Genomic DNA, 23106 nt, shown 5'->3' with positions numbered 1-23106 from the left:
ATGAAACTATTAGTACGTTTAGGCCTTCTTTTTACGATCACCTCTACTTTTTCAATAAGGGTGGTGGCTCAAACAACCGATACCACAAAACTACCTAAAGATACCAGTAAGATTTTTATGCGGGTTGAAACCATCCCAGAATTTAAGGGCGGTAACGAAAAGTTTGCTAAATTCCTCAACAAAAACCTGAAATACCCAAAGCAAGCCCGCATCGATAAAATACAGGGAACCGTTATCCTCACTTTTGTAGTAGAAAAAGATGGCACGTTATCGGACCTAAGGGTTATAAGAAGCGTTTCACCCGAATTAGATCAGGAAGCCCTACGCCTGATGAGCATTTTACCGCCTTGGGTTCCCGGCACGCAGGGCGGAAAGCCGGTACGCGTGCAATTTTCGGTACCTATCGGCTTTCGCCTTTAATAAAATAGCGCTAAAGCTATTGCTTTAGACCGAGGAAGTAACATTTCAGTATTTTCCCTATCTTTAAGCAAATGAAAGCCTTATTGACGTTTACAGTACTCATCATAGTTGCAGTAGCTAATGCACAACCAAAGCAGCCTAAAATAAACGTTAAGGACACCATTGTTTACACAGCTGTAGAACAGCAGCCGCAATTCGGCAATGATGAGGTTGCGTTTAATAAATACCTCATGAAAAATGTAAGATATGTGCCACCCGACGGCGTTGGCCATAATACAGAGGGTAGGTTTATAGCGTCATTTGTAGTGGAGAAGGACGGCACGATATCTCACATCAAAATATTACGCAACTGGGACTCTGCAACCGGTAAGGAGTTTGTTAAGGCAATTCAACGATCTCCCAAGTGGCGTCCGGGTATTCAGAACGGCTATTTAGTTCGGACAAAATTTTCCATCTCTATGTTTATCTGCCTTGCGTCTGAGGAATAAACGAGCAGCTTAATCACAATGTTATCCACAGTGATGATCCCCTTTCGACAAAATACGATGCACAAGCTTTAAGGGTGGTAAAAAACAGCCCGCGCTGGATACCCGGCAAAAGTTTAAAAGGCAAGCATTGAAACCTATTAAGGTAATGCTTAACTTGCCTATCCTATTCAGCTTTAAATGAAAAGAAATCTATATGCCTTTTTGATGGCGATGACTATCGCCACCACAGCCTCTGCCCAAAACAAAACCACCTCCGGCGGCAAATTAAAACCCGAACAGGCCAATATGGATGTGCGGCATTATACCATCGCGCTGGATGTAAACTTCGAACAGAAAACGATTGATGGGTATACTACCATCGATATCATCACAGCTAAACCAACGCATATACTGTTATTCGATTTGCTGGATTCGCTTAAAGTAAGCGCGGTGCTGGTGAATGGCAAAAAAGAGCCGTTTACATATAAAAACAACATGATCACCATCAACACGGTGAAAGAACTCGCGGCCGGTAAAGCCAGCGTAAAGGTGGTTTACGGTGGTAAACCGCACATTGCCGTGCGCCCGCCATGGGATGACGGGTTTACTTTTACAAAGGATTCTACCGGTCACCAATGGCTGGCCATTACTGCCGAAGGTACCGGCGGCAAGGTGTATTATCCTTGTAAAGATCACCCGTCCGACGAGCCGAACGAGGGTGCCGATCTGATCATCACCGTCCCCAAGGATCTGGTAGTTGCAGGCCCGGGCTTATTGATTAAAACCACCAAAAAAGGCGATAAAGCCACCTTCCACTGGAAAACTAACTATAGCATCAATAATTACAGCATCCTGTTCAACGTGGGCGATTATAAGCTGGTGCAGCGCACGTACAAAAGTATTGCAGGCAACACCGTTCCTATCCAGTTCTATGTTTTAAAAGAACATGCTGATAAAGCCAATAAGCTGATGGATATGTTTGAGGTGACCATCCACGAAAAGGAAAAGTATTTTGGCGAATACCCCTGGGCAAAAGAAAAGGTTGGACTTGTAGAAACACCGCATTTAGGTATGGAGCACCAAAGTATGGTGGCTTATGGCAACAAATTCAAATATGTACGCGTTGGCAGCCAGGATTACGATTGGCTGCTGCACCACGAATTCGGGCACGAATGGTGGGGCAATAAAGTAACCGCTATCGACTGGGCCGACTACTGGATCCACGAAGGTATCGGCAGCTATGCCGATGCACTTTTCACATTGGAATTTGCAGGCAAGCCGGCATACATTAAGCTGTTCCAAAAATCGGTAAAAGGCATCCAAAACAAGCAGCCTATTGTACTGGGTAAGGATATCGACGAAGAATCGGCCTACAACGGCGACATCTATAGCAAAGGCGCATTCTTTATGCATACTATCAATTACGTAATGGGCGATAGCCTCTTCTTCCCAACTTTAAAGGGCTTCGCAACCGACCCAAAACATACCTACATCAACCTCAACAATACCGATGACGTAGAGCAATATTTCAGCGCGGCTTACGGCAAAAGTTTGAAGCCTTTGTTTGATATGTATCTGCGCACCATTGATAAATTACAAATCAGCGTCATCCCCGCACGCGGCGATAACAAATACCTGGTAAAACTGGATAACATCAGCATGCCGCTGCCACTGGATATTACCACCGATGCAGGTACCCAACGCATGGTAGTTGATGCCAAAGGCACAAGCATCACCAGCAAAACTATGCCAGTTGTGGATGCGGATGGCTGGTATTTTAAGAAGGTGATATATGAGTAAGTTCATAAAAGCGTTTTTTATCGCAGCATTGCTGTTTTGCGGACTATCAGTAAACGCACAGGTAAACAACCAGCAAACATCTGGTGATACCACCGCGCACTCTTCGGTCGACGTACTTCCTGAATTTAAGGGAGGCGAAAAAGCTTTCGTTGATTATCTTACCAAAGCCATTGTTTACCCGATGGTAGCAAGAAAAAAGAATGTTCAGGGAAGAATTATTTTGGTATTCACGGTTGAAAAAGATGGCTCGCTAACAAATATCCGGGTAGTTAAAAAAGTATCGCCAGAGATAGATGCCGAGGCAGTCCGGGTTATCCGGGAGTCGCCTCATTGGATACCAGGAACCATCAAAGGGCAGCCTGTGCGCACTCTTTTTGCTATCCCACTCAATTTCAATCTAACTGGCAAATAGCCGTCATATAAATATAAAGCTAAATAACAATAAATATTCGTGCCCTTGTTGGTGTTCTCACCAACAAGCCCGTCATTCACTCTATTACGTGATCAACGAAAAGCCACCCGGCTTTATTGGCATTGTTATACATACCGGGGAAATATTCGGCTATCAGTCATTTAAAAGCTTACCACGTTCGGTTTGCTTTTATGCAAATATTGAGGTAGCGCATTGATAGCTGTGATGATGATCATGGCAGTTGGGCGTTTGCCAAGTAACTTTGCATTTTAAATGAAGCGCTATCGTGTGGTATCTTTGCACGCGCAACGCTCCTTTATATATTTAATAAGATCATGCTACTCGAAAAACATTACATCAGCCGGGTGGGCTGGCTACGCGCAGGCGTATTAGGCGCTAACGACGGCATCCTGTCTACTACCAGCCTGGTTATCGGTGTTTCCGCAGCAACGGCCACACATCAGGCTATTGTGCTGGCCGCCTTATCCGGGTTAATAGCCGGGGCAATGTCTATGGCAGCAGGCGAGTATATTTCCGTAAGTTCCCAGTCTGATACAGAACTGGCAGATATAAAAAGAGAAAAAGAAGAATTGGAGACTATACCCGATGAGGAGCTCGAAGAACTTACTGATATTTATAGAAAAAGGGGGCTCTCTGATGAATTGGCCCGACAAGTTGCCGTTGAGCTTACCAGCCATAACGCGCTGGAAACACATTTAAGGGACGAACTGGGTATAACTGAAATAACTGCTGCCAGGCCTTTGCAAGCCGCTGCTTATTCTTTTGCCTCATTTATTTGCGGTGCATTGCTTCCCTTAGTGGTAGCCGTTTTCGCCCCGATAAAAAACATGATCTACTATCAATACGCTTTTTCAATTATCTTTCTGGTTGTGCTCGGAACCATCGCTGCCCGGGCGGGCGGAGCGCCTATATTTAAAAGTATGCTGAGGATTGGTTTCTGGGGAACAATAGCAATGGCTACAACTGCCTTGATAGGGTATTTTTTTGGCACGCAGATCATTTAGCGCTGTTTCCCTGTCCTGATGGAGTTCAAAAGTAATCCCACAAAAAAAGCCCTGCATCAAATGATACAGGGCTTTTTAAATATTGAGAGCTTCTTAAGAATTACTCAGCTGCTGCTTCTTCAGCTTCAGTAGCGTCTTCTTTTTTAGCTTTAGGTGCTTTTTTAGCTTTAGGTGCTTCTTCAGCAACTTCAACTTCTGCAACAGGTGCAGCAACTTCTACAGCTTTAGCTTCTGCTTTAACAGCAGGTGCAGGTGCTGCATCTTCAGCTACAGGAGCAACTTCAAAAGGAATAACAGAAACGTATGAACGGTTATCTGCTTTCTTTTTAAATACTACGTGCCCTGCGGTTAAAGCGAACAAGGTATGATCTTTACCGATACCTACGTTTAAACCCGGATTGTGTTTGGTACCACGCTGACGAACGATGATGTTACCAGCAATTGCAGGCTGGCCACCAAAAATTTTGATACCTAAACGCTTGCTATGTGATTCGCGGCCGTTTCTTGAACTACCGGCCCCTTTTTTGTGTGCCATTTCTTAATTTCTTTTGTGGGATATAAACCCCGGTTAAAATTTAATTATAATGTGATACCGGTGATCTCTATCTTGGTAAATTGCTGGCGGTGGCCATTTTTCTTCTGGTAACCTTTTCTTCTTTTCTTTTTGAAGATAATTACTTTATCACCTTTTAAATGAGACACGATCTTAGCTGATACTTTAGCGCCTGCCAGGTCTGAACCTAATTTGAAGCTACCTTCGTTCTCTGCTAACAACACATTGTCAAATTCAATATTAGCGCCTTCATCCCCTTGTAAACGGTGTACAAAGATCTGCTGGTCTTTCGCAACTTTAAATTGTTGCCCGGCTATACTTACTATTGCGTACATTGTTGATTAATTATTGTTTTAAATTTTGAGGTGCAAATATAGTGCTTATACTCATAAAAAGCAATAGCGAAAACAAATTCGTGAAATTCGCCCCATTCGTGAAATTCGTATTCATTATTTTTTCAACCGCTGCTCGGCATCGCCCAGCCTGCTCTGTATCTCTTTTATCAACCGCTGGTTGGCATCCACCAATTTTTCGGGTCCGGTATAGTCGGCATCAAATACCACGCGTTTGGTTTTGCGCTTATAATTAAAGGTGATGATGTAACGCGGCGCACGGCTTTTGCTGCCTTCAACCGTTTCATTCGCCGGAAAATCCCAGTAACCAAGGTCGGCAGCTTTACGGTGCAGGTACAGCAGGTCATCGTTAGTTAAGCGCATCTTCATTTTCACTACCGAATCCTTGCGGTTGATGTATTGGTAATTACCGGTTTTCGAGTCGTATTTATTCAGCAGGCTATCCTTATAACCAAACTCGAACTGCATCGACTGAAATTCCGAGAATTTATAAGGAGCGTTCTTCACCATCATGCCGTAGTAATAAAAGCAGTACAGTAAAAAAGGCACAATAATACTTAGGATAAGAAATGTTTTTTTCGACTTAAGAGCGCTCATGAATATCAATAAAAGATTAAGGCCGCAAAATTCGATATTTTATTTTCAATAATCCACACACAAATCTAATCTTTTAGTTCGCCTTCCCATTTGCTTACTACGGCTGTTGCCATGGCGTTGCCTAACACATTTGTAGCAGAACGACCCATATCCAACAACGGGTCTATGCCTATTAATAAGGCCAGGCCGGCCTCGGGAATATTAAACAACGAGATCGTACCCGCAATAACCACCAGCGACGCACGAGGAACACCTGCAATACCTTTACTGGTAAGCATCAACACCAACAGCATAGATAGCTGCTGACTGAAGCCAAGATGGATCCCGTACGATTGCGCCAGGAATAAAGACGCAAAGGTCATATACATCATCGAGCCATCAAGGTTAAAGGAATAACCCAGCGGCAGTACAAAGCTCACGATCTTGTTATTGCAGCCAAAACGCTCTAATTCTAATAACACTTTCGGATAGGCTGCTTCGCTGGTAGAGGTGCTGAAGGCAATGAGCATGGCATCTTTTATCCTCGCTACCAAATTAAACGCACGTTTTTGCAATACGGCGAAACCCGCCAGTACAATAACCGTCCATAACACCAGCAGCGAAAAATAAAACTCACCAATAAATATGGCGTAGGTGGATAAGATGCCCAAACCCTGTTTGGCAATAATTGCGGTTATCGCACCAAATACAGCCAACGGTGCCAGTTGCATTACGTAGCCGGTTATTTTTAGTATTACATGGGCAATAGCGTCTAAAGCTTTTATCACAATAAGGCCCGGTTCGCCAATGGCAGCGGTTGCTACGCCGAAAAAAAGAGAGAATACCACGATCTGCAATATCTCGTTATTGGCCATCGCCTCTACAAAACTCTTCGGGAAAACGTGGCCGATAAAATCGCGCAGCGAAAGCGCCGTTTTTTGGATCCCTGTGCTCAGGTTGGCATCTGGTAATGGCAAATGCATGGCTTCGCCAGGCTTAAAAAAGTTAACCAATACCATACCCAAAAGCAATGATACCAGCGTAGCGCTTAAAAACCAAAGCAGCGTTTTACCGCCAATACGCCCTACCGATTTAATATCGCCTACCTTGGCTACCCCTACCACCAGCGTGGTAAATACAAGCGGCGCTACTATCATTTTTATAAGCCTCAGGAATATGTCGCTCAGCACGGTAAACCCAACCAGCTTATCCTCGCGTGCGGTGTCACTTTCCTTGCGAACTTTTGCCTGGGCTGTGCGTTGTGTTTTCAGTGCCTTAAAATCGGCGGTTGTGGTATCTTTGGCGGCTGCTATTTGCAGGTCTATGGTTTTTATCTGTGCTTCGGCAGCGCTCATTTTTGTGTTAATGGCGTTTATTACCGTAGCATTGTATATATAGCCGGCTATAACACCCAGCACAAGCGCTATAAAAATATACAGGGTGAGTTTGTTTTTTTGCATTTGGTTACGATCAGTGCCGCTAAACTACAAAATTTACTATGTTGCAGAAAGTTTAATATGAGCATTGCCACCTACGGATTACAACAAATAAAAAAAGAACTTCAGCACCTGCCGCAAGAGCAGCTTGCCGAACTGGCCCTGCGGCTGGTACGCTATAAAAAGGAGAACAAAGAACTGCTGGCGTACCTCCTCTTCGAAGCCCATAACGAACAGGATTTTATCGAAAGCATTAAAGCCGAAGCAGGTTTTATGTTTAGCCAGCTGCCCGCGCAAAGCTATTTTACAGCTAAGGCTCTGCGGAAGATCCTGAAGATGCTTACCAAATACACCAAATTCATAGGCACAAAACCGGCGGAGATTGAGCTGTTGCTCAATTTTTGCCAAAACTACCTGCAATACGTTATCCGCCAAACATCCTACAAGCCTATCCGCCTCATATTCACCCGCCAGTTGGAGAAAGTAAAAGGCTCCATAGGTAAGCTGCATGAGGACCTTCAGTTTGATTACAGCCAGGATTACAACGCCCTGCTGGATGATGCCGCTAATAAACTCCCCTGGATAAATAAAAAAAGTTACCTGTTGTAACATTTACCCCATACCTTCGTCAAACTTTTAAAAAACTACTAAACTATTAACAAGTGGCCGATAATAAAGAAGAAGCTTTCCGGAAGGTATATGAAGCCAATTCGAAGAAAATTTTCCATTTGTGCTATGGTTACACAGGTGATGATGATGCCGCTAACGACCTGCTGCAGGAGACCTTTTTAAAGGTTTGGCAAAATTTACACAAGTTTCGTAACCAGGCGCTGATATCAACCTGGATCTATCGCATTGCGGTGAACACTTGCTTAACCTACCTGCGGTCGGAAAAACGGCAGGCCAAGGATGAGCTGACCCCATTAATTGCTGAAAACAAACGCGAGGAGTTCTCTGAAAAGAACGAACAGGTTGCTTTGCTGTACAAGTGTATATCTAAGCTGGAGGAATCGGAAAGAATTATAATAACATTGGTGCTTGATGAAGTGCCGTATCCCGAAATTGCAGATGTTTCGGGTATATCAGAAGGGAATTTGAGAGTGAAGATATATCGTATTAAACAAAAATTAACCGAATTATACAACCATTATGAAAGACTTTGATCATTTATTGATGGTTTGGCAGGGACAGCCAAAACTTGAGCCGGTTGCGGTAGACGAAGTGCTGAAGCAGGTAAAAAAAGGGATGAGCAGCTTAACGCGCAACCTTTTCTGGAGCATTACGGGCATGCTGCTGGCCTTATTCGGTATTACAATGGTGATGCTGTTTTTTGTGTTTCATTCCTGGGTAACCTACGCCGGTATAGCCGTTATACTATCTACCATGGTAATTTATGTACTGATGATGATCCGCGATTACCGCCTTATTCACAAACAGGACCTTACCATCGATCCATCTTCTTATTTACAAAGCTTAAAAGAATACCAGCGAAGCCGCGCTACTATTTACGGCTGGATGTATTATTTATACGTTTTACTGCTAAGCATAGGCCTAACGCTGTACTTTTTTGAAGTACTGCAAAGCGCTTCAACGCAATTTAAGTTGGCCGCTTACGGGCTTACTGCTGCATGGCTGCTTTTTTGTACCTTTTACTTAAAGGGCCGCATATTTGCCAGCGAACAGGAAAAACTTAACCTGATGATAGATCGGCTGGTGCGTTTGCAGGAACAATTCAATTAGCTAAGCGATAACGTACGGGAAAGATAATATCGAAATAATGAATTTCAAATATCCAATACCGAAGTTTTCCTTCGTTATTCGGCGTTGGATATTCGCGTTCGATATTAAAATATCCCTCCATTTTTTATTTTAGAGGACAATTTTATACCTATGCTCTCTCCCATCCTTATACAAAGAGTAACACCCGATCAGTCCGCCCGTTTGCTGGAGGTAAGCCGCCGGACGTTTTTTGATGCCTTTGCGCACCTTAACAACCCTGCCGATATGGAGGCATTTGCTTCCAAAGCGTTTACGCTACAGAGCTTTGAGGAACAACTGGCAAACCCCGATTCGCATTTCTTTTTCGCGATGATAGACGGCGAACCTGCCGGATACCTCAAACTCAACTACCACAAGGCCCAAACAGAATTTCAGCACCCGGATGCCCTCGAAGTGGAGCGCATCTACGTTTCCAAAGAATACCAGGGGCAGCAAATAGGCAAGCAACTGATAGATTTTGCCATCCAAACCGCCGTTGATGCAAAGTTCAGCTACATCTGGCTGGGTGTATGGGAGCAGAATGCAGGTGCTATCCGTTTTTACCAAAGCAAAGGCTTTTGCATATTCGGTAAACATAAATTTATGCTGGGAAATGATGAGCAGACGGATCTGTTGATGAAAAAAGAGATTTGATGTGCAGATGTGCAAATTTCAGATGTGCAGATGAGAAGCGCCAAATTAACTTCATAGCCGTCCCATTTATGGGACGGAACACAGCCAGCTTTATCTGGCTTTAGCCGCAACCCAACAATTTGGCTAAAGCCGCGTGTTTTTTGCTATCCGTCGACTAAAGTCGACGGCAATGAAGGTGGGTGGCTGAAATACGATCGTTTAAAACGCAACCCACTTTCATTGCCGTTCCATTTATGGAACGGATGAGTAATGCTTTATGCTACCGCGAGATTAGCGCAGCGTATCTCGTGGTAAGCATTGCCGAAGCATCCTGCTTAAGGCTGCTTAAAGTTGCAGCCATGCCTACCACGGGTTAAAAACCCGTGGTAGGCATGGCTCCATGCAAATCAAAATCCCTAAATCGCAAAAATCAGCTTAATCCCGGTTACCCTCTCATAAACGGATTAAACGTCCTCGCCCCGATCTCCATCCCGGCGGCCCGGCAAACGGTTTTCTCACCATACCTAAAGTTGATATTATCCATCGCCTGGTACAATTTAATACGCTCTTCGTTATCTTCAAAAAGGTTTATCTGGTAGCTGCCGGTGCACAGGTCGCTCAGGCGTACGCCGATGAGCCTAATAGGGCGATGCTGGTTCCAGGCTTTTTTGAGCAGGTTTTTGATACCCGGAATCAGGATATGCTCGGCAGCGGTGAGCGGGATCTTTTGCTGCTGGGTATGCGTTTCAAAATTGGCGTAGCGTATTTTTATCGCCAGGCAGCTGCTCACCTTGTTTTCGCGGCGTAACTTGCCGGCGAGTTCTTCGGTCATGCTTACGAGGGTGTTCTCCAGCGTGCGGATATCTTTTACATCATTGTGGTACGTGGTCTCGGTAGAGATGGATTTGCGGCCCGTGTGCGAAACGATCTCGGTATCGTCTATCCCGTTGGCTTTATTATAGATGTAAGTCCCCGCTTTGCCGAACACCGCCTCCAGGAACTTGATGTTCACCTTTTGCAGGTCGCCAATTTTTTCGATACCATACTGGTAAAGTTTCTGGCAAGTATGCTCGCCCAGCCCCGGTATTTTGCGGATGTTGAGCGGCGCCAAAAAAGCCTTCTCTTCCCCTGCCTTCACCCATAGCTGCCCGTTTGGCTTTGCCTGGTTAGTGGCCATTTTAGCTACGGTTTTACTTGCTGCCATCCCGAAGGAAATGGGCAGCCCGGTTTCGCTGATAACGCGCTGGCGCAGCTCGGTTGCCAGTTGGTAGGGGTTGTGAAAGCGGTCCATACCAGTCAGGTCGATATAGAACTCATCTACCGATGTTTTTTGGTACAGCGGCACCGAGCGCTGGATGATCTCGGTAACCTGCCTTGAAGCCTCCGAATAGCGCCCGTGTGTGCCATGGATCACAATAGCATGCGGACAAAGCTTTAGCGCCTGCCGTGTCGGCATAGCCGAATGCACCCCAAATGCCCGCGCCTCGTAACTACAAGATGCCACCACGCCCCGCTCTGCCGAGCCGCCGATGATGACCGCTTTGCCGATGAGCGATGGATCGAACTTACGTTCTACGGATACGAAGAAAGAGTCGAGATCGATATGTACAATATGCCTTTGAGCATCCATGCACAAATATGAAAATTTAATTTGAAATACTAAAATAATTAGCAAAATTTGCAAGGTAAAACGCGATGGATAAACTCACTTGCAGATAGGTGGCACCTACGGAGCCGTGTGGCTTTTAATTGAATTGCTATAAACAGGGTGCTCCTCCGGAGCGTATAGAAAATACCCCGGGCACTAAGGTTCATTTATAGCAAGGCTTAACCAGGTAGCGACTCCGGAAGACCCGCTTATAGAAATACACAACAAGGGTTTGGCTCCGGCGGAGCCCCCTGTTTATAGAAATACCTGAAGAATGGATTTTGGGTCCGTAGATGCCTCCTATACACGATTTTAATACACGAAATAACTAACATGAACGGCTACTCCGACTACCTCTTCCTCCTTTCGCCGCCCGAAAATATCAGGCACCAGGTGATGCGGTATAAAAAAGCGTCGGCAAAGCACATCGGCGATTTTGGGAGCATGAACTCACCTGCCCATATTACTGTTAACCAACTGGAGCGCCAAAAGCCCTTTATGGTAGATAGCGCTTTTGAGCGTGTGGAAAGCACACTGCAGGCCATGCCGCCCGTATTGCTGCACATGGATGGCTTTAAATACTTCGAACATCTACACAGTAAAAACACCATTTACGCTTATATCCGCAGCACACCTGCTATGGAAACCTGGTTTGCCCTGCTGCGTAAAAACCTCAACATCAAAAAGGCAGTGGTGCCGCATATTACCGTGGTGCGCAATGTGCCCGAAGCTGATTTTAAAAAGCTATGGCCAAACTTTAAACATAAAAAGCTGCAGGAGCCCTTTTGGATCTCCGAACTAAAAATATTGCAGCGAGAGACCTTTGGCACCATTGCCGGCAAATGGCAGCCTTATAAAACCATCCCATTTAGAAATACTACGGGACTGGCAGGAAAAAATAGCTGGAAACAGCAGCAGGAAGCGAAGGCTGAGATTGCGGCGAGGAAGCAGGTTAAATTGTTTTAAAACCATTAAATCATAAACATCATGTATCAAAAAGAATTCTTACACCTATTGTCGTTACCATTGGCGAGCAACAAAAAAATTCAACTTTTTAAGCGTTCTTGTTTTAAACACATTGGCAAATATCTGAGCATGAATGCCCGGGCTCATATTTCCTTCGCTAAATTTATTGATGATGTTGATGAGCAAACAGGAGTTCCGAAGCTTTTAGACTCATATCATGAAATTTATCAACAAATTTTCCTGCGCGTTCCGCCGCCGGTTATCAAACTACAAGGTTTCGGGTATTTTGAGCATGGCCCAAATTACAGGACAATTTATGCAGCTATTGTAATGGATGAGAAAACAACCACCTGGTTCGATTTTGTTAAACAGATTTTTTCTATCGGTAATGACTTTAATCCCCATGTTACCATTGCTCGCCGTATCTCTACGGCAGATTTCAATAAATTATGGCCGTTTTTTGAGCGAATTCAATTTGAGGATTCATTCCAAATTGATTTTTTAACAGTATTGGCAAAAAAAGCAAATGATAAAGAGTTGAACTACCAGTTATACAAACAAATACCATTTGCTGGGCAGTATTCAGCTTAAAAGGCTGCCGCGAGTTTCCAACCATGAGTGTTCGAAACCTTTCAATTCGTTTCTTGTCGCCCGCATATTTGACTCACCCCGACATCGCTATCGCTTGTCGACCCTCTCTGCTCCGCAAAGAGGGTGAAGAAAAGAACTCCCCTCTTTCCGCAGGAGAGAGGGGCTGAGTCAACTTGCGATGCAGACATGACCGCCATGTTTCGAACACGCAAGGTTTCCAACTCGTGGCCGGCATGGTTGCAGCTTTCAGCTGCCGTAAGCTGGAAGCTTACTCAGTGCAATACCACGAGATACGCTGCGCTAATCTCGCGGCAGCGAAAGAACAATCGTCATGCCGATTATTTCGCCACCCCACACGGCAGGTCTTGTGCATGCAAGGTGGCTTTGCATACTGGCAACTTTTATGATGGGGTTCTGAAACAAGTTCAGAATGACGGTTGGGTTAGGCTCTCTCCTTCGCCACAATATCCCCAATGATCATCTCCGCATGCACCCGTGAGTTTTCTATAAACCACAAATGGGTATCCAGCCCACCGCAAACTACACCGGCAAGGTATAGGCCGGGCAGGTTGGTTTCCATGGTTTCGGGGTTGTACTGGGGGATGAATTTATCTTCGGTGAGGTTGATGCCCAGCTTGGCCAAAAAATCAAAGTTGGGTTTATAGCCCGTCATGGCCATTACAAAATCGTTTGGGATGGTAATAAGGCCATCGGGGGTTTGGATATCTACTTCGGTATGGCGCACGGCTGCCAGGCTGGAGTTAAAGTGCGCCGTGATACTGCCCTCTTTAATACGGTTAATAATATCGGGCCTAACCCAGTATTTTACCCGGCTGCTTACTTCATCGCCACGTACCACAAGGGTAACGTGCGCGCCTTTGCGGTAGGTTTCTAAAGCTACATCAATAGCGGAATTGCTGCTGCCTACCACTACCACGTTTTGCATGGCGTAGTAGTGTGGGTCTTTATAGTAGTGTTTTACTTTGGGCAAATCTTCGCCGGGGATATTCAGGTTAACGGCGATATCGTAAAAACCGGTACTCAATATCACCCTTTTTGCCTGGTAGGTTTGCTTATTGCTGGTGATGGTGTAGCCATCGGTACCGCCTTTTATATCGGTAATTTCCTCAAACAGATTTATGGGTAACTTATTATCCAGCGCTACACGGCGGTAATACTCCAGTGCTTCGTTGCGGTTGGGCTGTTTATTTACGCTGATAAAGGGCACACCGCCAATCTCCAGCCGTTCGCTGGTAGAGAAGAAGGTCATGGTGGCGGGGTAGTTATACAGCGAGTTTACCAGGCAACCTTTTTCTACAATAACAAAGCTAAGCCCTGCCTTTTGTGCTGCCAGTCCGCAAGCCAAACCGATGGGGCCGGCACCAATGATGAGTATATCGAGCATGTTGCGAAGATAGGCTTTAAGGCAATCTGCAAAGAAGTTAATATCGAATAATGAATTTCGAATGATGAATATCGAACCGAAAAGATTTTAATACCCGATAGCCCGCACCAGGGATTGTAAGGGGCAGCCACCGTGTGAGGGGGAAGCGCGAGGGCGGGGTGGCCGAAGCGCAGCGCAGCCCTGGAAAGCCCGGCCCGAAGGGGGTGCCATAAGTTTTTAATTTAATTACACAAAAAACCTCATTGTCCAATTACGGCAATTTCATTAAGCTAAGAGATTTAAAGAGAATTTAATATCGAACACCGAATGTCCAATATCGAATAATGAAGTAAAAACTTCGGTGTTGGGAATTCGAAATTCACTATTCGATATTAATTAAAGAACAGATTTTTCTTAAACAGGTAACCCCTAACGGGGTAAAGGAGATATATGGGGTGAGTGATGAGTGCGTTAGGAATAACGTTAAGAAAAACACCCGCCAAAAAGTTGATTGCACAAAAAAGGGTAAGCTACTTTTATCGCGCCGCTCAACTCTCTACCCTTGCTGCGTTCCCACCCTGGGGGAGTTCAAGAGGAGCTGGCCGTAAAAGACTTACCCCGGCGCAAAGATAGAAAAATGATGCGTTTTGGGTTAATAAATTGTTAAAATTGGCAATTTGCTTACCTACACCCTGATTATCAAGTACAAAAAATCACCGGCAAGGGCGCATCTACTGCAGCGATTACCCGTCTTTAGCTTATCTACGGGCTTAATTTCCACCTGAAACTCATAATCAAAGTTTTTTCTTGCATAAGTAAATTATTATGCAATAATTTGCACAAATTTTAAAAGCAAGTAAATTCATCAATAATGAATACAAAAAACTCAAACATGACGGCTATCAGGGCAATATTTGCTCCGGTTGCTGCTGCTTTAGTTTCGTTTGTTTTGCTCTTCCCCCCCAGCCGACGACGGGTTTTCATCCCGCGCGTGTGAATTAGATTTTAGTTCTCCCGCCAACAAAGAAGCCTTATTAAACTTCTTTAACAAAAGTCCCTCTAATTATTTATGGCTTAAACAGCCAATAATTTAACGGTAATTTTTCTATTATAATGACCATACAAGATTTTGACATACAGGTAGCCACGGCACAACATGCCGACTTTGCCCCTATGATATGCGATGAGATGGCAGAATCGGCAAAGGCACGCGGCACAGGTATTGCCCAGCGCTCGCCGGAGTATGTCGCCAATAAAATGCTGGAAGGCAAGGCCGTTATTGCCCTGCATAAAGACGGCACCTGGGCCGGCTTCTGCTACATTGAAACCTGGAGCCACGGCGATTTCGTGGCCAATTCGGGGCTTATTGTGAACCCGATATATCGCAAGGCTGGCTTGGCTAAGGCTATTAAGCATAAGATATTTGGCCTTTCGCGTAAAAAGTACCCCGACGCCAAGATCTTCGGACTTACCACCGGCCTTGCCGTAATGAAGATCAATTCGGAGCTGGGTTACGAACCGGTTACCTATTCGGAACTAACACAGGACGAGAACTTTTGGAAAGGCTGCACCAGCTGCGTAAACTTCGACATCCTGACAGCCAAAGGCCGCAAAAACTGCATGTGCACCGCCATGCTGTTCGACCCTGCTGAAGTACAAAAGCAGTACGAAGAGAAGATGAAGAAGATAACGCATAAAGCAACATTATTGGAGCGCATTGAGGCAGCTATTAAAAAGCGCCTTGAGCATGTGATGGCCTTTGATTTTCATTAACGTATACGGGCAGGCAAATAATCCGGAGACGCAAAATATTGCGTCTCTACAACAAAAAAGAACGTAGAGACGCGATACTTCGCGTCTTCTCCACAACAACATAACAAATGGACAAGAAAAAAGTAGTACTGGCATACAGCGGTGGTTTAGATACCTCATTTTGCTGCATTTATTTAACACGCGATTTAGGTTACGAGGTACACTCTGTAATTGTAAATACCGGCGGTTTTAGCGATGAAGAATTAAAGGGCGTTGAGGAACGCGCTTACCAAATGGGCGTAACCAGCCACCACGTGGTTGATGAAACTGAAAACTTCTATAATACCTGTGTTCGTTTCCTTATCTATGGCAACGTATTAAAGAATAACACCTACCCGCTATCGGTTAGTGCCGAGCGCGTAAGCCAGGCTACTGCTATTGCCAACTACGCCAAAGAAATTGGTGCCGAATATGTTGCCCACGGCAGCACCGGCGCCGGTAACGACCAGGTGCGTTTCGATATGATCTTTAATATCCTGGTACCTGATGTGCAGATCATCACCCCTATTCGTGATTTAAAACTAAGTCGCGAAGCGGAAATAGAATACCTGAAAAAACACGGCGTGGAGATGAACTTCGAAAAAGCGAAGTACTCTATCAACAAGGGTATCTGGGGAACATCTGTAGGCGGCAAAGAAACCCTTACGTCTAACCTTGGCTTGCCCGAAGAGGCATGGCCAACTCAGGTAACCGAAACCGGCACCCGCGATATCACCCTTACTTTTGAAAAAGGCGAACTGGTTGCTATCGATGATGATAAATACGACCACCCGGCTAAGGCCATACAGGCACTACAAGCCATTGCCCAGCCATACGGCGTTGGAAGAGATATCCACGTGGGCGATACTATCATCGGTATTAAAGGCCGTGTAGGTTTTGAGGCTGCCGCACCAATGGTGATCATTAAAGCGCACCACACGTTGGAAAAACACGTATTAACCAAATGGCAGCTATTGTGGAAAGACCAGTTATCCATGTTCTACGGCAACTGGCTGCACGAAGGGCAGTTCCACGACCCTATTATGCGCAACATAGAGGCCTTCCTGACAGATACGCAGAAACAGGTTAGCGGTAAAGTATTTGTACAGCTGAACCCTTACCGTTTCCAGGTGGTGGGCATCGAGTCGGATCACGATCTGATGTCGAACAAGTTTGGCAGCTACGGCGAAATGAATAACGCCTGGAGCGGTGAAGATGTGAAAGGTTTCTCTAAGATCTTTGGTAACCAGGTAATGATATACCATAAAGTGAACGGCACCAATGAGTAATCCCGTTTTCTCGCGGAGCGAATGTTTAAGCCATTACCGCTGGGGCGATGATTGCTATGGCTGGAATTATGTTGATACCGAGGCGCTATCCATTAAACAGGAACTGATGCCGCCGGATACAGCCGAGCAACTCCATTTCCACGAAACGGCATCCCAGTTCTTTTTTATACTGAAAGGGCGGGCAACATTCTCTATCGACGGAGAAATCAGCGTTTTAAAACCCGAACAGGGCATCGAAATTAAACCCGGGCAAAAGCACTTTATAGCCAATAAAGAAAGCAGCGATCTGGAATTTATTTTGTACTCCACACCATCTACAAAAAATGACAGAATCAACCTCTAAAATACGCGCGGGCATTGTTGGCGGTGCGGGATATACCGGCGGCGAAATGCTGCGGATCCTCATCAACCACCCCAACGTGGATATTGTGTTTGTACACAGCACCAGCAGCGCAGGCAAGCATGTTTACGATGTACATACCGACCTGTTTGGCGATACCGACCTGCAATTTGCTTCGGAGCTTTCTAACGCCATAGATGTACTGTTCCTTTGCGTTGGGCACGGCGATGCGAAGAAATTTTTAGAGGCAAACGAGATCCCGGATAGTATCAAAATAATTGATCTGAGCCAGGATTTTAGGTTAAGTCAAAACTCAAAATTAAAAAGTAAAAACTTTGTATACGGTTTGCCGGAGTTAAACCGCGAAGCTATCAGATCGGCAGATAACATTGCTAACCCGGGTTGCTTTGCTACCTGTTTGCAATTGGGCCTGTTGCCGCTGGCATCAAAAGGCTTGCTTACGCATGAGGTGCATATTACGGCTACAACCGGGTCTACAGGCGCGGGGCAAAGCTTATCGCCTACCACGCACTTCACCTGGAGGAACGATAACTTATCTGTATACAAGGCCTTTAGCCATCAACATTTAAATGAGATAGGGCAATCGCTGAGGCAATTACAACCGGATTTTTCTGAAGCTGTAAACTTTGTTCCCTACCGTGGCGACTTTACACGTGGTATCATAGCTTCTATTTATACTGAGAGCGACCTATCAGAAGCGGAGGCTTTGCAGCTTTACAAAGAATATTACGCCGGGCATGCATTTACCCATGTTACCAATAAAGATATTGACCTGAAACAGATCATCAATACCAACAAGTGCTTTGTTCAGGCGAAGAAACATGATAATAAAATATTCATTATCAGCATTATGGACAATTTACTTAAAGGTGCCTCCGGGCAGGCGGTTCAAAACATGAACCTGATGTTTGGTTTGGATGAGCGCGCAGGATTACGACTTAAGGCTTTAGCATTTTAGTGGCGGGAGCCAAAAGCTGAAAGACTAAAGCCAAAAGCAAAGAATCGTAAAAAATATTAATCCTGCTGAAAAATGAGCTTTGTGCTTTTCGCTTTCAGCTTTAAGCTTAAAAAGAAAATGAATTTATTCGACGTATATCCTATCAACCCAATCAATATTGTTAGAGGCATTGGCAGCCTTGTTTACGATGACAAAGGCACCGAGTACCTCGACCTTTACGGCGGCCATGCGGTTATCTCTATCGGCCACACCCACCCGCACTATGTAAAACGTTTGGAGGATCAGCTGCACCAGATAGGTTTTTATTCCAACTCTATCGAGATCCCTTTACAGAAACAACTGGCCGAAAAGCTTGGGCAAGTTTCGGGCAAGGAAGATTACCAGCTTTTCCTGTGTAACTCCGGGGCTGAGGCAAACGAGAACGCTTTAAAACTGGCCTCATTCTATAATGGCAAAAAGAAAGTTATTGCTTTTAAAAATGCCTTCCATGGCCGTACATCATTGGCAGTTGCGGTTACCGATAACCCAAAAATTGTTGCCCCGGTAAACGAAACCGATAATGTTATTTTTCTGCCATGGGCCGATGAAGCAGCTTTAGAACAGGCCTTTACTGCCAACGAGATATCTTCGGTTATTATCGAAGGCATACAGGGCGTTGGAGGTATACAGGTAGCACCAATTCAGTTCTTACAGAAGATCCGTACGCTTTGCGACAAGTACAACGCTGTTTTTATTGCTGATAGTGTACAATGCGGCTATGGCCGTACCGGCAAATTCTTCTCGCATGATTTTGCGGGCATTAATGCCGATATTTATTCCATGGCAAAAGGGATGGGCAATGGCTTCCCGGTGGGCGGTATCATTATCTCGCCAAAAATAAAACCATGGTACGGCGAACTGGGCACCACCTTTGGCGGTAATCACCTGGCTTGCGCGGCTGCGCTGGCAGTATTGGAAACCATAGAACAAGATAACCTGATGCAGAACGCCGCCGAAGTAGGCGGTTACCTGATAGAAGAGCTAAAGAAATTTGATAAGGTGAAAGAAGTACGCGGCCGTGGATTAATGATAGGCATAGACCTGCCTGCAGAATTACCGAACGTTAAAAAAGACCTGCTGTTTAAGTACCAGATATTTACAGGCGAAGCTAAACCAAACGTAGTGAGGCTCTTACCTGCACTTAATTTAACAAAAGCTTATGCCGACAGGTTCCTGGAAGCATTTGATACGACACTTAAGAATTCATAATATTATAAAATAAGCTTCAAAAAGCCTCACCCTAAATCCCTCTCCAAAGGAGAGGGATTTAGGGTGAGGCTACAGAGGCAAAACGAGGCAAAACAATGAAACTATTTACTTCTGTTAATGATGTTACCGATGTAAAAGCACTTGTTGCTGAAGCATTGCAGCTGAAACAAATCCCTTTTGCCCACAAGCATTTGGGCGAAAATAAAACGCTTTGCCTCGTTTTTTTAAACCCAAGCCTGCGTACCCGCATCAGCACCCAAAAAGCCGGGCAAAATTTGGGCATGAATGTTATTGTGCTCAACATTGATAAAGAAGGCTGGGCGCTGGAACTGAATGATGGTGTTGTAATGAACGGCACCACCGTAGAGCACATTCGCGAAGCTGCTGCCGTAATGGGCGAATACTCAGATATCATCGGCGTACGCTCTTTCCCCGGCCTTAAAAATCGCGAAGAAGACTATAGTGAGTTGATATTCAACAAGTTTGTAGAGTTTTGTAAAGTACCTATCGTAAGTCTGGAATCGGCAACGCGCCACCCGCTGCAAAGCCTTGCAGATTTGGTTACCATCGAAGAACTAAAAACCAATGCACGCCCTAAGGTAGTATTAACCTGGGCGCCGCATATAAAGCCCCTGCCGCAGGCTGTGCCGAATTCTTTTGCCGAATGGATGTGCAAGGGCGATGTGGAATTCATCATCGCTCAGCCGGCAGGATATGAGCTTTCTGAAGAATTCACCAATGGCGCTACCATTACCCACAACCAGGAAAAAGCATTAAAGGATGCTGATTTTATTTACGTGAAGAACTGGTCGGCCTACGAGCCATACGGCAAGATACTGCCGGGTAACGAAGACTGGATGCTTACTTTGGATAAATTAAAGGATGCTCCCAACGCCAAAGTAATGCACTGCCTGCCCGTAAGGCGCGATCTGGAGCTATCTTCGGAGATATTGGATAGCGATAGGTCGGTTGTGATACACGAAGCGGGTAACCGTGTTTGGGCCGCGCAGGCGGTGTTGAAGCAAATGCTGGAAGCGTTTGTAATAGCTCGTTGAAATGATGAGCACCCTTTATAACATACTGCTTGAAGGCACTCTAATTGGCCAAACAGCTCTGGAACATGCCGATGTGCCAATGGGAGTTGTATTTGGGAAGATTAATTTTCGCGATAACACATACGGATTTCATTTTTTTAAAGAATATTGCATTAAGGGCGGCATTTTATTTTCAGAATATGCTGAGGATAATTTTATTTCAACGTATGATTTACCTGGCTTGCAGGTAATCAGTTCAAATGATTTAATAATTAAAGGTTTATCAACTAATATTGAAGGAATGGATTCGGACGGATTCAACGTTAATATTGTAGGAATCGGAGCGGCTGATTATGAAGTTGAGTTCCCAAATCACGTTCAAAAACATGAAGCAAGCTTTAACAATACCATTGAGTAATGTACACGCCTAAGCATTTCCAATTATCAGATCATCAGGAAGCTATCAACTTCATGCAGAAGTACAGCTTCGCTACGATTGTTACGAATATTGACGGTGTGCCGGAGGCTACTCACCTGCCTTTTATTGTAGAGCGGCGGGATGATAAACTTGTTCTTATCTCCCACTTCGCCAAAGCAAATCCGCAATCAGTTGCCGTTTTTAATGAGACGTCCCTGGTGATCTTCACCGAGCCACATGCCTATATCTCCCCATCAAACTACGAAAAGGAAACAAATGTACCTACCTGGAACTATCTTGCCGTGCACGCCTATGGCAAGGCAACCCTCGTAGACGATAAGGCCGAAGTAGCCAAACTACTGGAAAAGATGATTGGCTTTTACGAAGCCAGCTACTTAAAGCAATGGGCACAACTACCTGACGATTATAAGTTTAAGATGATGAATGGCATCACTGCTTTCGAGATTATGGTGGATGATCTGCAAGGCAAAAAGAAGTTGAGCCAGAACCGTAGTGACGTTGAACGGGAGAATATCATTAAAACTTTTAGCGGTTCGGCAGATAAGAATGAGGTAGAGATTGCGGAATATATGGCGAAGTTAAACAAGTCAATCAACTCATAACGTCATCCCGAACTTGTTTCGGGACCCCACGCGGCAGGTAGTCAGCTCTACTTATCGCCCCATAATGGCTACTTTTATGATGGGGTGCTGAAATAAATTCAGCATGACGAATTTTTATTTACTCCTATACGACGCATTGATCACCCTATTCAGCGTAAGCCCCTGCACGATAATGGAGAATATCACAATAAAATAACTTCCCGATAGAATAAAATGCCGGTAAGGCGATGCAGGTAGGGCCAGCGCCAATGCAATAGTAATGCCGCCCCTCACCCCTGCCCAGGTAAGGATATTGACATTGCTATAACTCACATTTAATGAGCGCCTTAAGAAAGTTAACGGAAGCGCTATACTCAGCCAGCGGGCTATCAAAATAACCACGATACCTATGGCACCAGTTAGGTAATAATTTTTAATGTAAGGCAAATTCACCATCTGCAGCCCTATCATTACAATGAGCATGGTGTTTAGCATCTCATCTATCAATCCCCAGAATTTTTCCAGCGCCTCGTGCGAATGTTCCTTGTTATCGGCGTTTATAGAACGCCCGCCCGCCAGCAACCCCGCCGTAACCACTGATAATGGTATGGAGAGATGCAGCATCTCTGCCACTACCGAATTGATCATTACCAGCGCAAGCGAAACCAGGACAATGGTTTGGAAATCGTTTACCGAAAGCATTAACCGGTAAGCCAGAAAGCCCGTTACCGCCCCTAATGCCAGGCCGCCAAAAACTTCCTGTACAAACATCATCACCGCCTTAGCAAAATCTATATTGGCTGCACCGGTGTGAGTTATCTCCAGCAGCGTAATAAACAAAACAAGCCCTATACCATCGTTAAATAAAGATTCCCCAGAGATGATCGTCTCCAGGTTAGATGGCAGCTTAGAACCCCTTATTATAGCCCCTACAGCCACCGGATCGGTGGGTGAAACCAGCGCGCCGAAGAGCAAACAGTATATATAGGGTATTTTTATATCGATAAACCCTGCTACATAATACAGCAGCGTACCAAATATGGCGGTGGAAAGGATAACGCCTAACGTGCTTAATATCAGCACCGGGCGCATCTCGCGTTTAAGCTTGCGTACATTTAAATTAAAGGCGCTGGCAAACAGCAGGAAACCCAGCATAATGTTGAGCACCGTTGTAGAGAAATTGATGTTTTTGGCAAGTAGCGTTAGGTATCGCGCTATTTTGGGGTCAAGGCTATCAACGGCAATAGTCAATATAGAGCCGATGATGGCTAACGCCATGATACCAATAGTACCCGGTAGTTTTAAAAACCGGGCGTTGATATAAGAATATAAAGCGCTTACAATTACCAGCAGCGCGATAATGAGAAACAGATCCATATTTTG

General features: G+C 45.0%; 26 protein-coding genes and 1 other RNA gene. 19 read left to right on the top strand and 8 right to left on the bottom strand.

The window, feature by feature from the left end; genetic code table 11:
* The 5 genes from IDJ77_RS18760 (at nucleotide 1) to IDJ77_RS18740 (ending at nucleotide 4124) form a co-directional block, all read left to right on the top strand.
* The gene (locus IDJ77_RS18760) at nucleotides 1-420 is read left to right on the top strand and encodes an energy transducer TonB (protein WP_191190526.1); all 420 of its coding nucleotides are present in this window, start codon (nucleotides 1-3) and stop codon (nucleotides 418-420) included.
* A 71-nt stretch (nucleotides 421-491) separates the two neighbouring features.
* Nucleotides 492-908, top strand: coding sequence for an energy transducer TonB (locus IDJ77_RS18755; RefSeq protein ID WP_191190525.1), 417 nt, complete (start codon nucleotides 492-494; stop codon nucleotides 906-908).
* A 177-nt stretch (nucleotides 909-1085) separates the two neighbouring features.
* Entirely contained in the window at nucleotides 1086-2687 is a 1602-nt protein-coding gene (locus IDJ77_RS18750) for a M1 family metallopeptidase (RefSeq protein WP_191190524.1), read from the top strand.
* Nucleotides 2680-3099 (top strand): energy transducer TonB, encoded by a 420-nt coding sequence (locus IDJ77_RS18745; protein WP_191190523.1) that lies wholly within the window; start codon nucleotides 2680-2682, stop codon nucleotides 3097-3099. Before IDJ77_RS18750 ends, IDJ77_RS18745 begins: the two co-directional genes overlap by 8 nt.
* A 335-nt stretch (nucleotides 3100-3434) precedes the next feature.
* Complete coding sequence (locus tag IDJ77_RS18740; protein ID WP_191190522.1) at nucleotides 3435-4124, top strand: VIT1/CCC1 transporter family protein; 690 nt, start codon at nucleotides 3435-3437, stop codon at nucleotides 4122-4124.
* A 100-nt stretch (nucleotides 4125-4224) separates the two neighbouring features.
* Here the strand turns inward: IDJ77_RS18740 and rpmA are convergent, their stop codons facing one another.
* The 4 genes from rpmA to IDJ77_RS18720 form a co-directional block, all read right to left on the bottom strand.
* Nucleotides 4225-4659, bottom strand: coding sequence for a 50S ribosomal protein L27 (gene rpmA / locus IDJ77_RS18735; RefSeq protein ID WP_191190521.1), 435 nt, complete (start codon nucleotides 4657-4659; stop codon nucleotides 4225-4227).
* A 44-nt stretch (nucleotides 4660-4703) separates the two neighbouring features.
* On the bottom strand, nucleotides 4704-5012 hold the full coding sequence (rplU, locus tag IDJ77_RS18730) for a 50S ribosomal protein L21 (RefSeq protein WP_128535000.1): 309 nt from the start codon (nucleotides 5010-5012) through the stop codon (nucleotides 4704-4706).
* Nucleotides 5013-5126: 114 nt separating this feature from the next.
* Nucleotides 5127-5627 carry a hypothetical protein gene (locus IDJ77_RS18725; protein WP_191190520.1) on the bottom strand — a complete coding sequence of 167 codons (501 nt, stop codon included), beginning with the start codon at nucleotides 5625-5627 and terminating at the stop codon, nucleotides 5127-5129.
* A 65-nt stretch (nucleotides 5628-5692) separates the two neighbouring features.
* The gene (locus IDJ77_RS18720) at nucleotides 5693-7066 is read right to left on the bottom strand and encodes a dicarboxylate/amino acid:cation symporter (protein WP_191190519.1); all 1374 of its coding nucleotides are present in this window, start codon (nucleotides 7064-7066) and stop codon (nucleotides 5693-5695) included.
* A gap of 57 nt (nucleotides 7067-7123) precedes the next feature.
* Between IDJ77_RS18720 and IDJ77_RS18715 the strand changes: the two genes are divergently transcribed.
* From IDJ77_RS18715 to IDJ77_RS18700, 4 genes are all read left to right on the top strand, one after another.
* The gene (locus IDJ77_RS18715) at nucleotides 7124-7651 is read left to right on the top strand and encodes a hypothetical protein (RefSeq protein ID WP_191190518.1); all 528 of its coding nucleotides are present in this window, start codon (nucleotides 7124-7126) and stop codon (nucleotides 7649-7651) included.
* Nucleotides 7652-7704: 53 nt separating this feature from the next.
* Nucleotides 7705-8205 carry an RNA polymerase sigma factor gene (locus tag IDJ77_RS18710; protein WP_191190517.1) on the top strand — a complete coding sequence of 167 codons (501 nt, stop codon included), beginning with the start codon at nucleotides 7705-7707 and terminating at the stop codon, nucleotides 8203-8205.
* On the top strand, nucleotides 8192-8782 hold the full coding sequence (locus tag IDJ77_RS18705; protein WP_191190516.1) for a hypothetical protein: 591 nt from the start codon (nucleotides 8192-8194) through the stop codon (nucleotides 8780-8782). Before IDJ77_RS18710 ends, IDJ77_RS18705 begins: the two co-directional genes overlap by 14 nt.
* Before the next feature lie 150 nt (nucleotides 8783-8932).
* Nucleotides 8933-9454, top strand: a complete 522-nt coding sequence (locus IDJ77_RS18700) for a GNAT family N-acetyltransferase (RefSeq protein WP_191190515.1) — start codon at nucleotides 8933-8935, stop codon at nucleotides 9452-9454.
* A gap of 424 nt (nucleotides 9455-9878) precedes the next feature.
* Here the strand turns inward: IDJ77_RS18700 and dinB are convergent, their stop codons facing one another.
* Nucleotides 9879-11063 carry a DNA polymerase IV gene (gene dinB / locus IDJ77_RS18695; RefSeq protein WP_191190514.1) on the bottom strand — a complete coding sequence of 395 codons (1185 nt, stop codon included), beginning with the start codon at nucleotides 11061-11063 and terminating at the stop codon, nucleotides 9879-9881.
* A gap of 351 nt (nucleotides 11064-11414) precedes the next feature.
* Here dinB and IDJ77_RS18690 point away from each other — a divergent pair, with 351 nt between their 5' ends.
* Complete coding sequence (locus IDJ77_RS18690; RefSeq protein ID WP_191190513.1) at nucleotides 11415-12047, top strand: 2'-5' RNA ligase family protein; 633 nt, start codon at nucleotides 11415-11417, stop codon at nucleotides 12045-12047.
* Nucleotides 12048-12068: 21 nt separating this feature from the next.
* Entirely contained in the window at nucleotides 12069-12638 is a 570-nt protein-coding gene (locus IDJ77_RS18685) for a 2'-5' RNA ligase family protein (RefSeq protein WP_191190512.1), read from the top strand.
* Between the two features lie 442 nt (nucleotides 12639-13080).
* Here IDJ77_RS18685 and IDJ77_RS18680 read toward each other — a convergent pair whose 3' ends face one another.
* Both IDJ77_RS18680 and ffs read right to left on the bottom strand, forming a co-directional pair.
* The gene (locus IDJ77_RS18680; protein ID WP_191190511.1) at nucleotides 13081-14043 is read right to left on the bottom strand and encodes a YpdA family putative bacillithiol disulfide reductase; all 963 of its coding nucleotides are present in this window, start codon (nucleotides 14041-14043) and stop codon (nucleotides 13081-13083) included.
* Between the two features lie 499 nt (nucleotides 14044-14542).
* Nucleotides 14543-14641, bottom strand: an RNA gene (gene ffs / locus IDJ77_RS18675) — signal recognition particle sRNA small type.
* A 494-nt stretch (nucleotides 14642-15135) separates the two neighbouring features.
* Between ffs and IDJ77_RS18670 the strand changes: the two genes are divergently transcribed.
* The 8 genes from IDJ77_RS18670 (at nucleotide 15136) to IDJ77_RS18635 (ending at nucleotide 21744) form a co-directional block, all read left to right on the top strand.
* Nucleotides 15136-15795 carry a GNAT family N-acetyltransferase gene (locus tag IDJ77_RS18670; RefSeq protein ID WP_191190510.1) on the top strand — a complete coding sequence of 220 codons (660 nt, stop codon included), beginning with the start codon at nucleotides 15136-15138 and terminating at the stop codon, nucleotides 15793-15795.
* 107 nt (nucleotides 15796-15902) lie between these two features.
* A complete protein-coding gene (gene argG, locus IDJ77_RS18665) occupies nucleotides 15903-17102 on the top strand; it encodes an argininosuccinate synthase (protein ID WP_191190509.1) in 1200 nt (399 codons plus the stop codon).
* Nucleotides 17095-17445: a cupin domain-containing protein gene (locus IDJ77_RS18660; protein WP_191190508.1), complete on the top strand. Its 351-nt coding sequence runs from the start codon at nucleotides 17095-17097 to the stop codon at nucleotides 17443-17445. Before argG ends, IDJ77_RS18660 begins: the two co-directional genes overlap by 8 nt.
* Nucleotides 17426-18421: an N-acetyl-gamma-glutamyl-phosphate reductase gene (gene argC / locus IDJ77_RS18655; RefSeq protein WP_191190507.1), complete on the top strand. Its 996-nt coding sequence runs from the start codon at nucleotides 17426-17428 to the stop codon at nucleotides 18419-18421. The genes IDJ77_RS18660 and argC overlap by 20 nt, the downstream gene beginning before the upstream one ends.
* A gap of 117 nt (nucleotides 18422-18538) precedes the next feature.
* Nucleotides 18539-19669, top strand: a complete 1131-nt coding sequence (locus tag IDJ77_RS18650) for an aspartate aminotransferase family protein (protein WP_191190506.1) — start codon at nucleotides 18539-18541, stop codon at nucleotides 19667-19669.
* Between the two features lie 95 nt (nucleotides 19670-19764).
* Nucleotides 19765-20724, top strand: coding sequence for a Rossmann-fold NAD(P)-binding domain-containing protein (locus IDJ77_RS18645; protein ID WP_191190505.1), 960 nt, complete (start codon nucleotides 19765-19767; stop codon nucleotides 20722-20724).
* Between the two features lies 1 nt (nucleotide 20725).
* Nucleotides 20726-21121, top strand: coding sequence for a hypothetical protein (locus IDJ77_RS18640; protein ID WP_191190504.1), 396 nt, complete (start codon nucleotides 20726-20728; stop codon nucleotides 21119-21121).
* The gene (locus IDJ77_RS18635) at nucleotides 21121-21744 is read left to right on the top strand and encodes an FMN-binding negative transcriptional regulator (protein WP_191190503.1); all 624 of its coding nucleotides are present in this window, start codon (nucleotides 21121-21123) and stop codon (nucleotides 21742-21744) included. The genes IDJ77_RS18640 and IDJ77_RS18635 overlap by 1 nt, the downstream gene beginning before the upstream one ends.
* A gap of 114 nt (nucleotides 21745-21858) precedes the next feature.
* On the opposite strand, the gene IDJ77_RS18630 is transcribed toward IDJ77_RS18635, so the two are convergent.
* On the bottom strand, nucleotides 21859-23100 hold the full coding sequence (locus tag IDJ77_RS18630; RefSeq protein ID WP_191190502.1) for a cation:proton antiporter: 1242 nt from the start codon (nucleotides 23098-23100) through the stop codon (nucleotides 21859-21861).
* Nucleotides 23101-23106: the final 6 nt, after the last annotated feature.

This window comes from Mucilaginibacter pankratovii (genome assembly GCF_014773265.1).
Lineage (GTDB): Bacteria > Bacteroidota > Bacteroidia > Sphingobacteriales > Sphingobacteriaceae > Mucilaginibacter > Mucilaginibacter pankratovii.
This window is presented reverse-complemented; position numbering and strand designations above follow the sequence as displayed.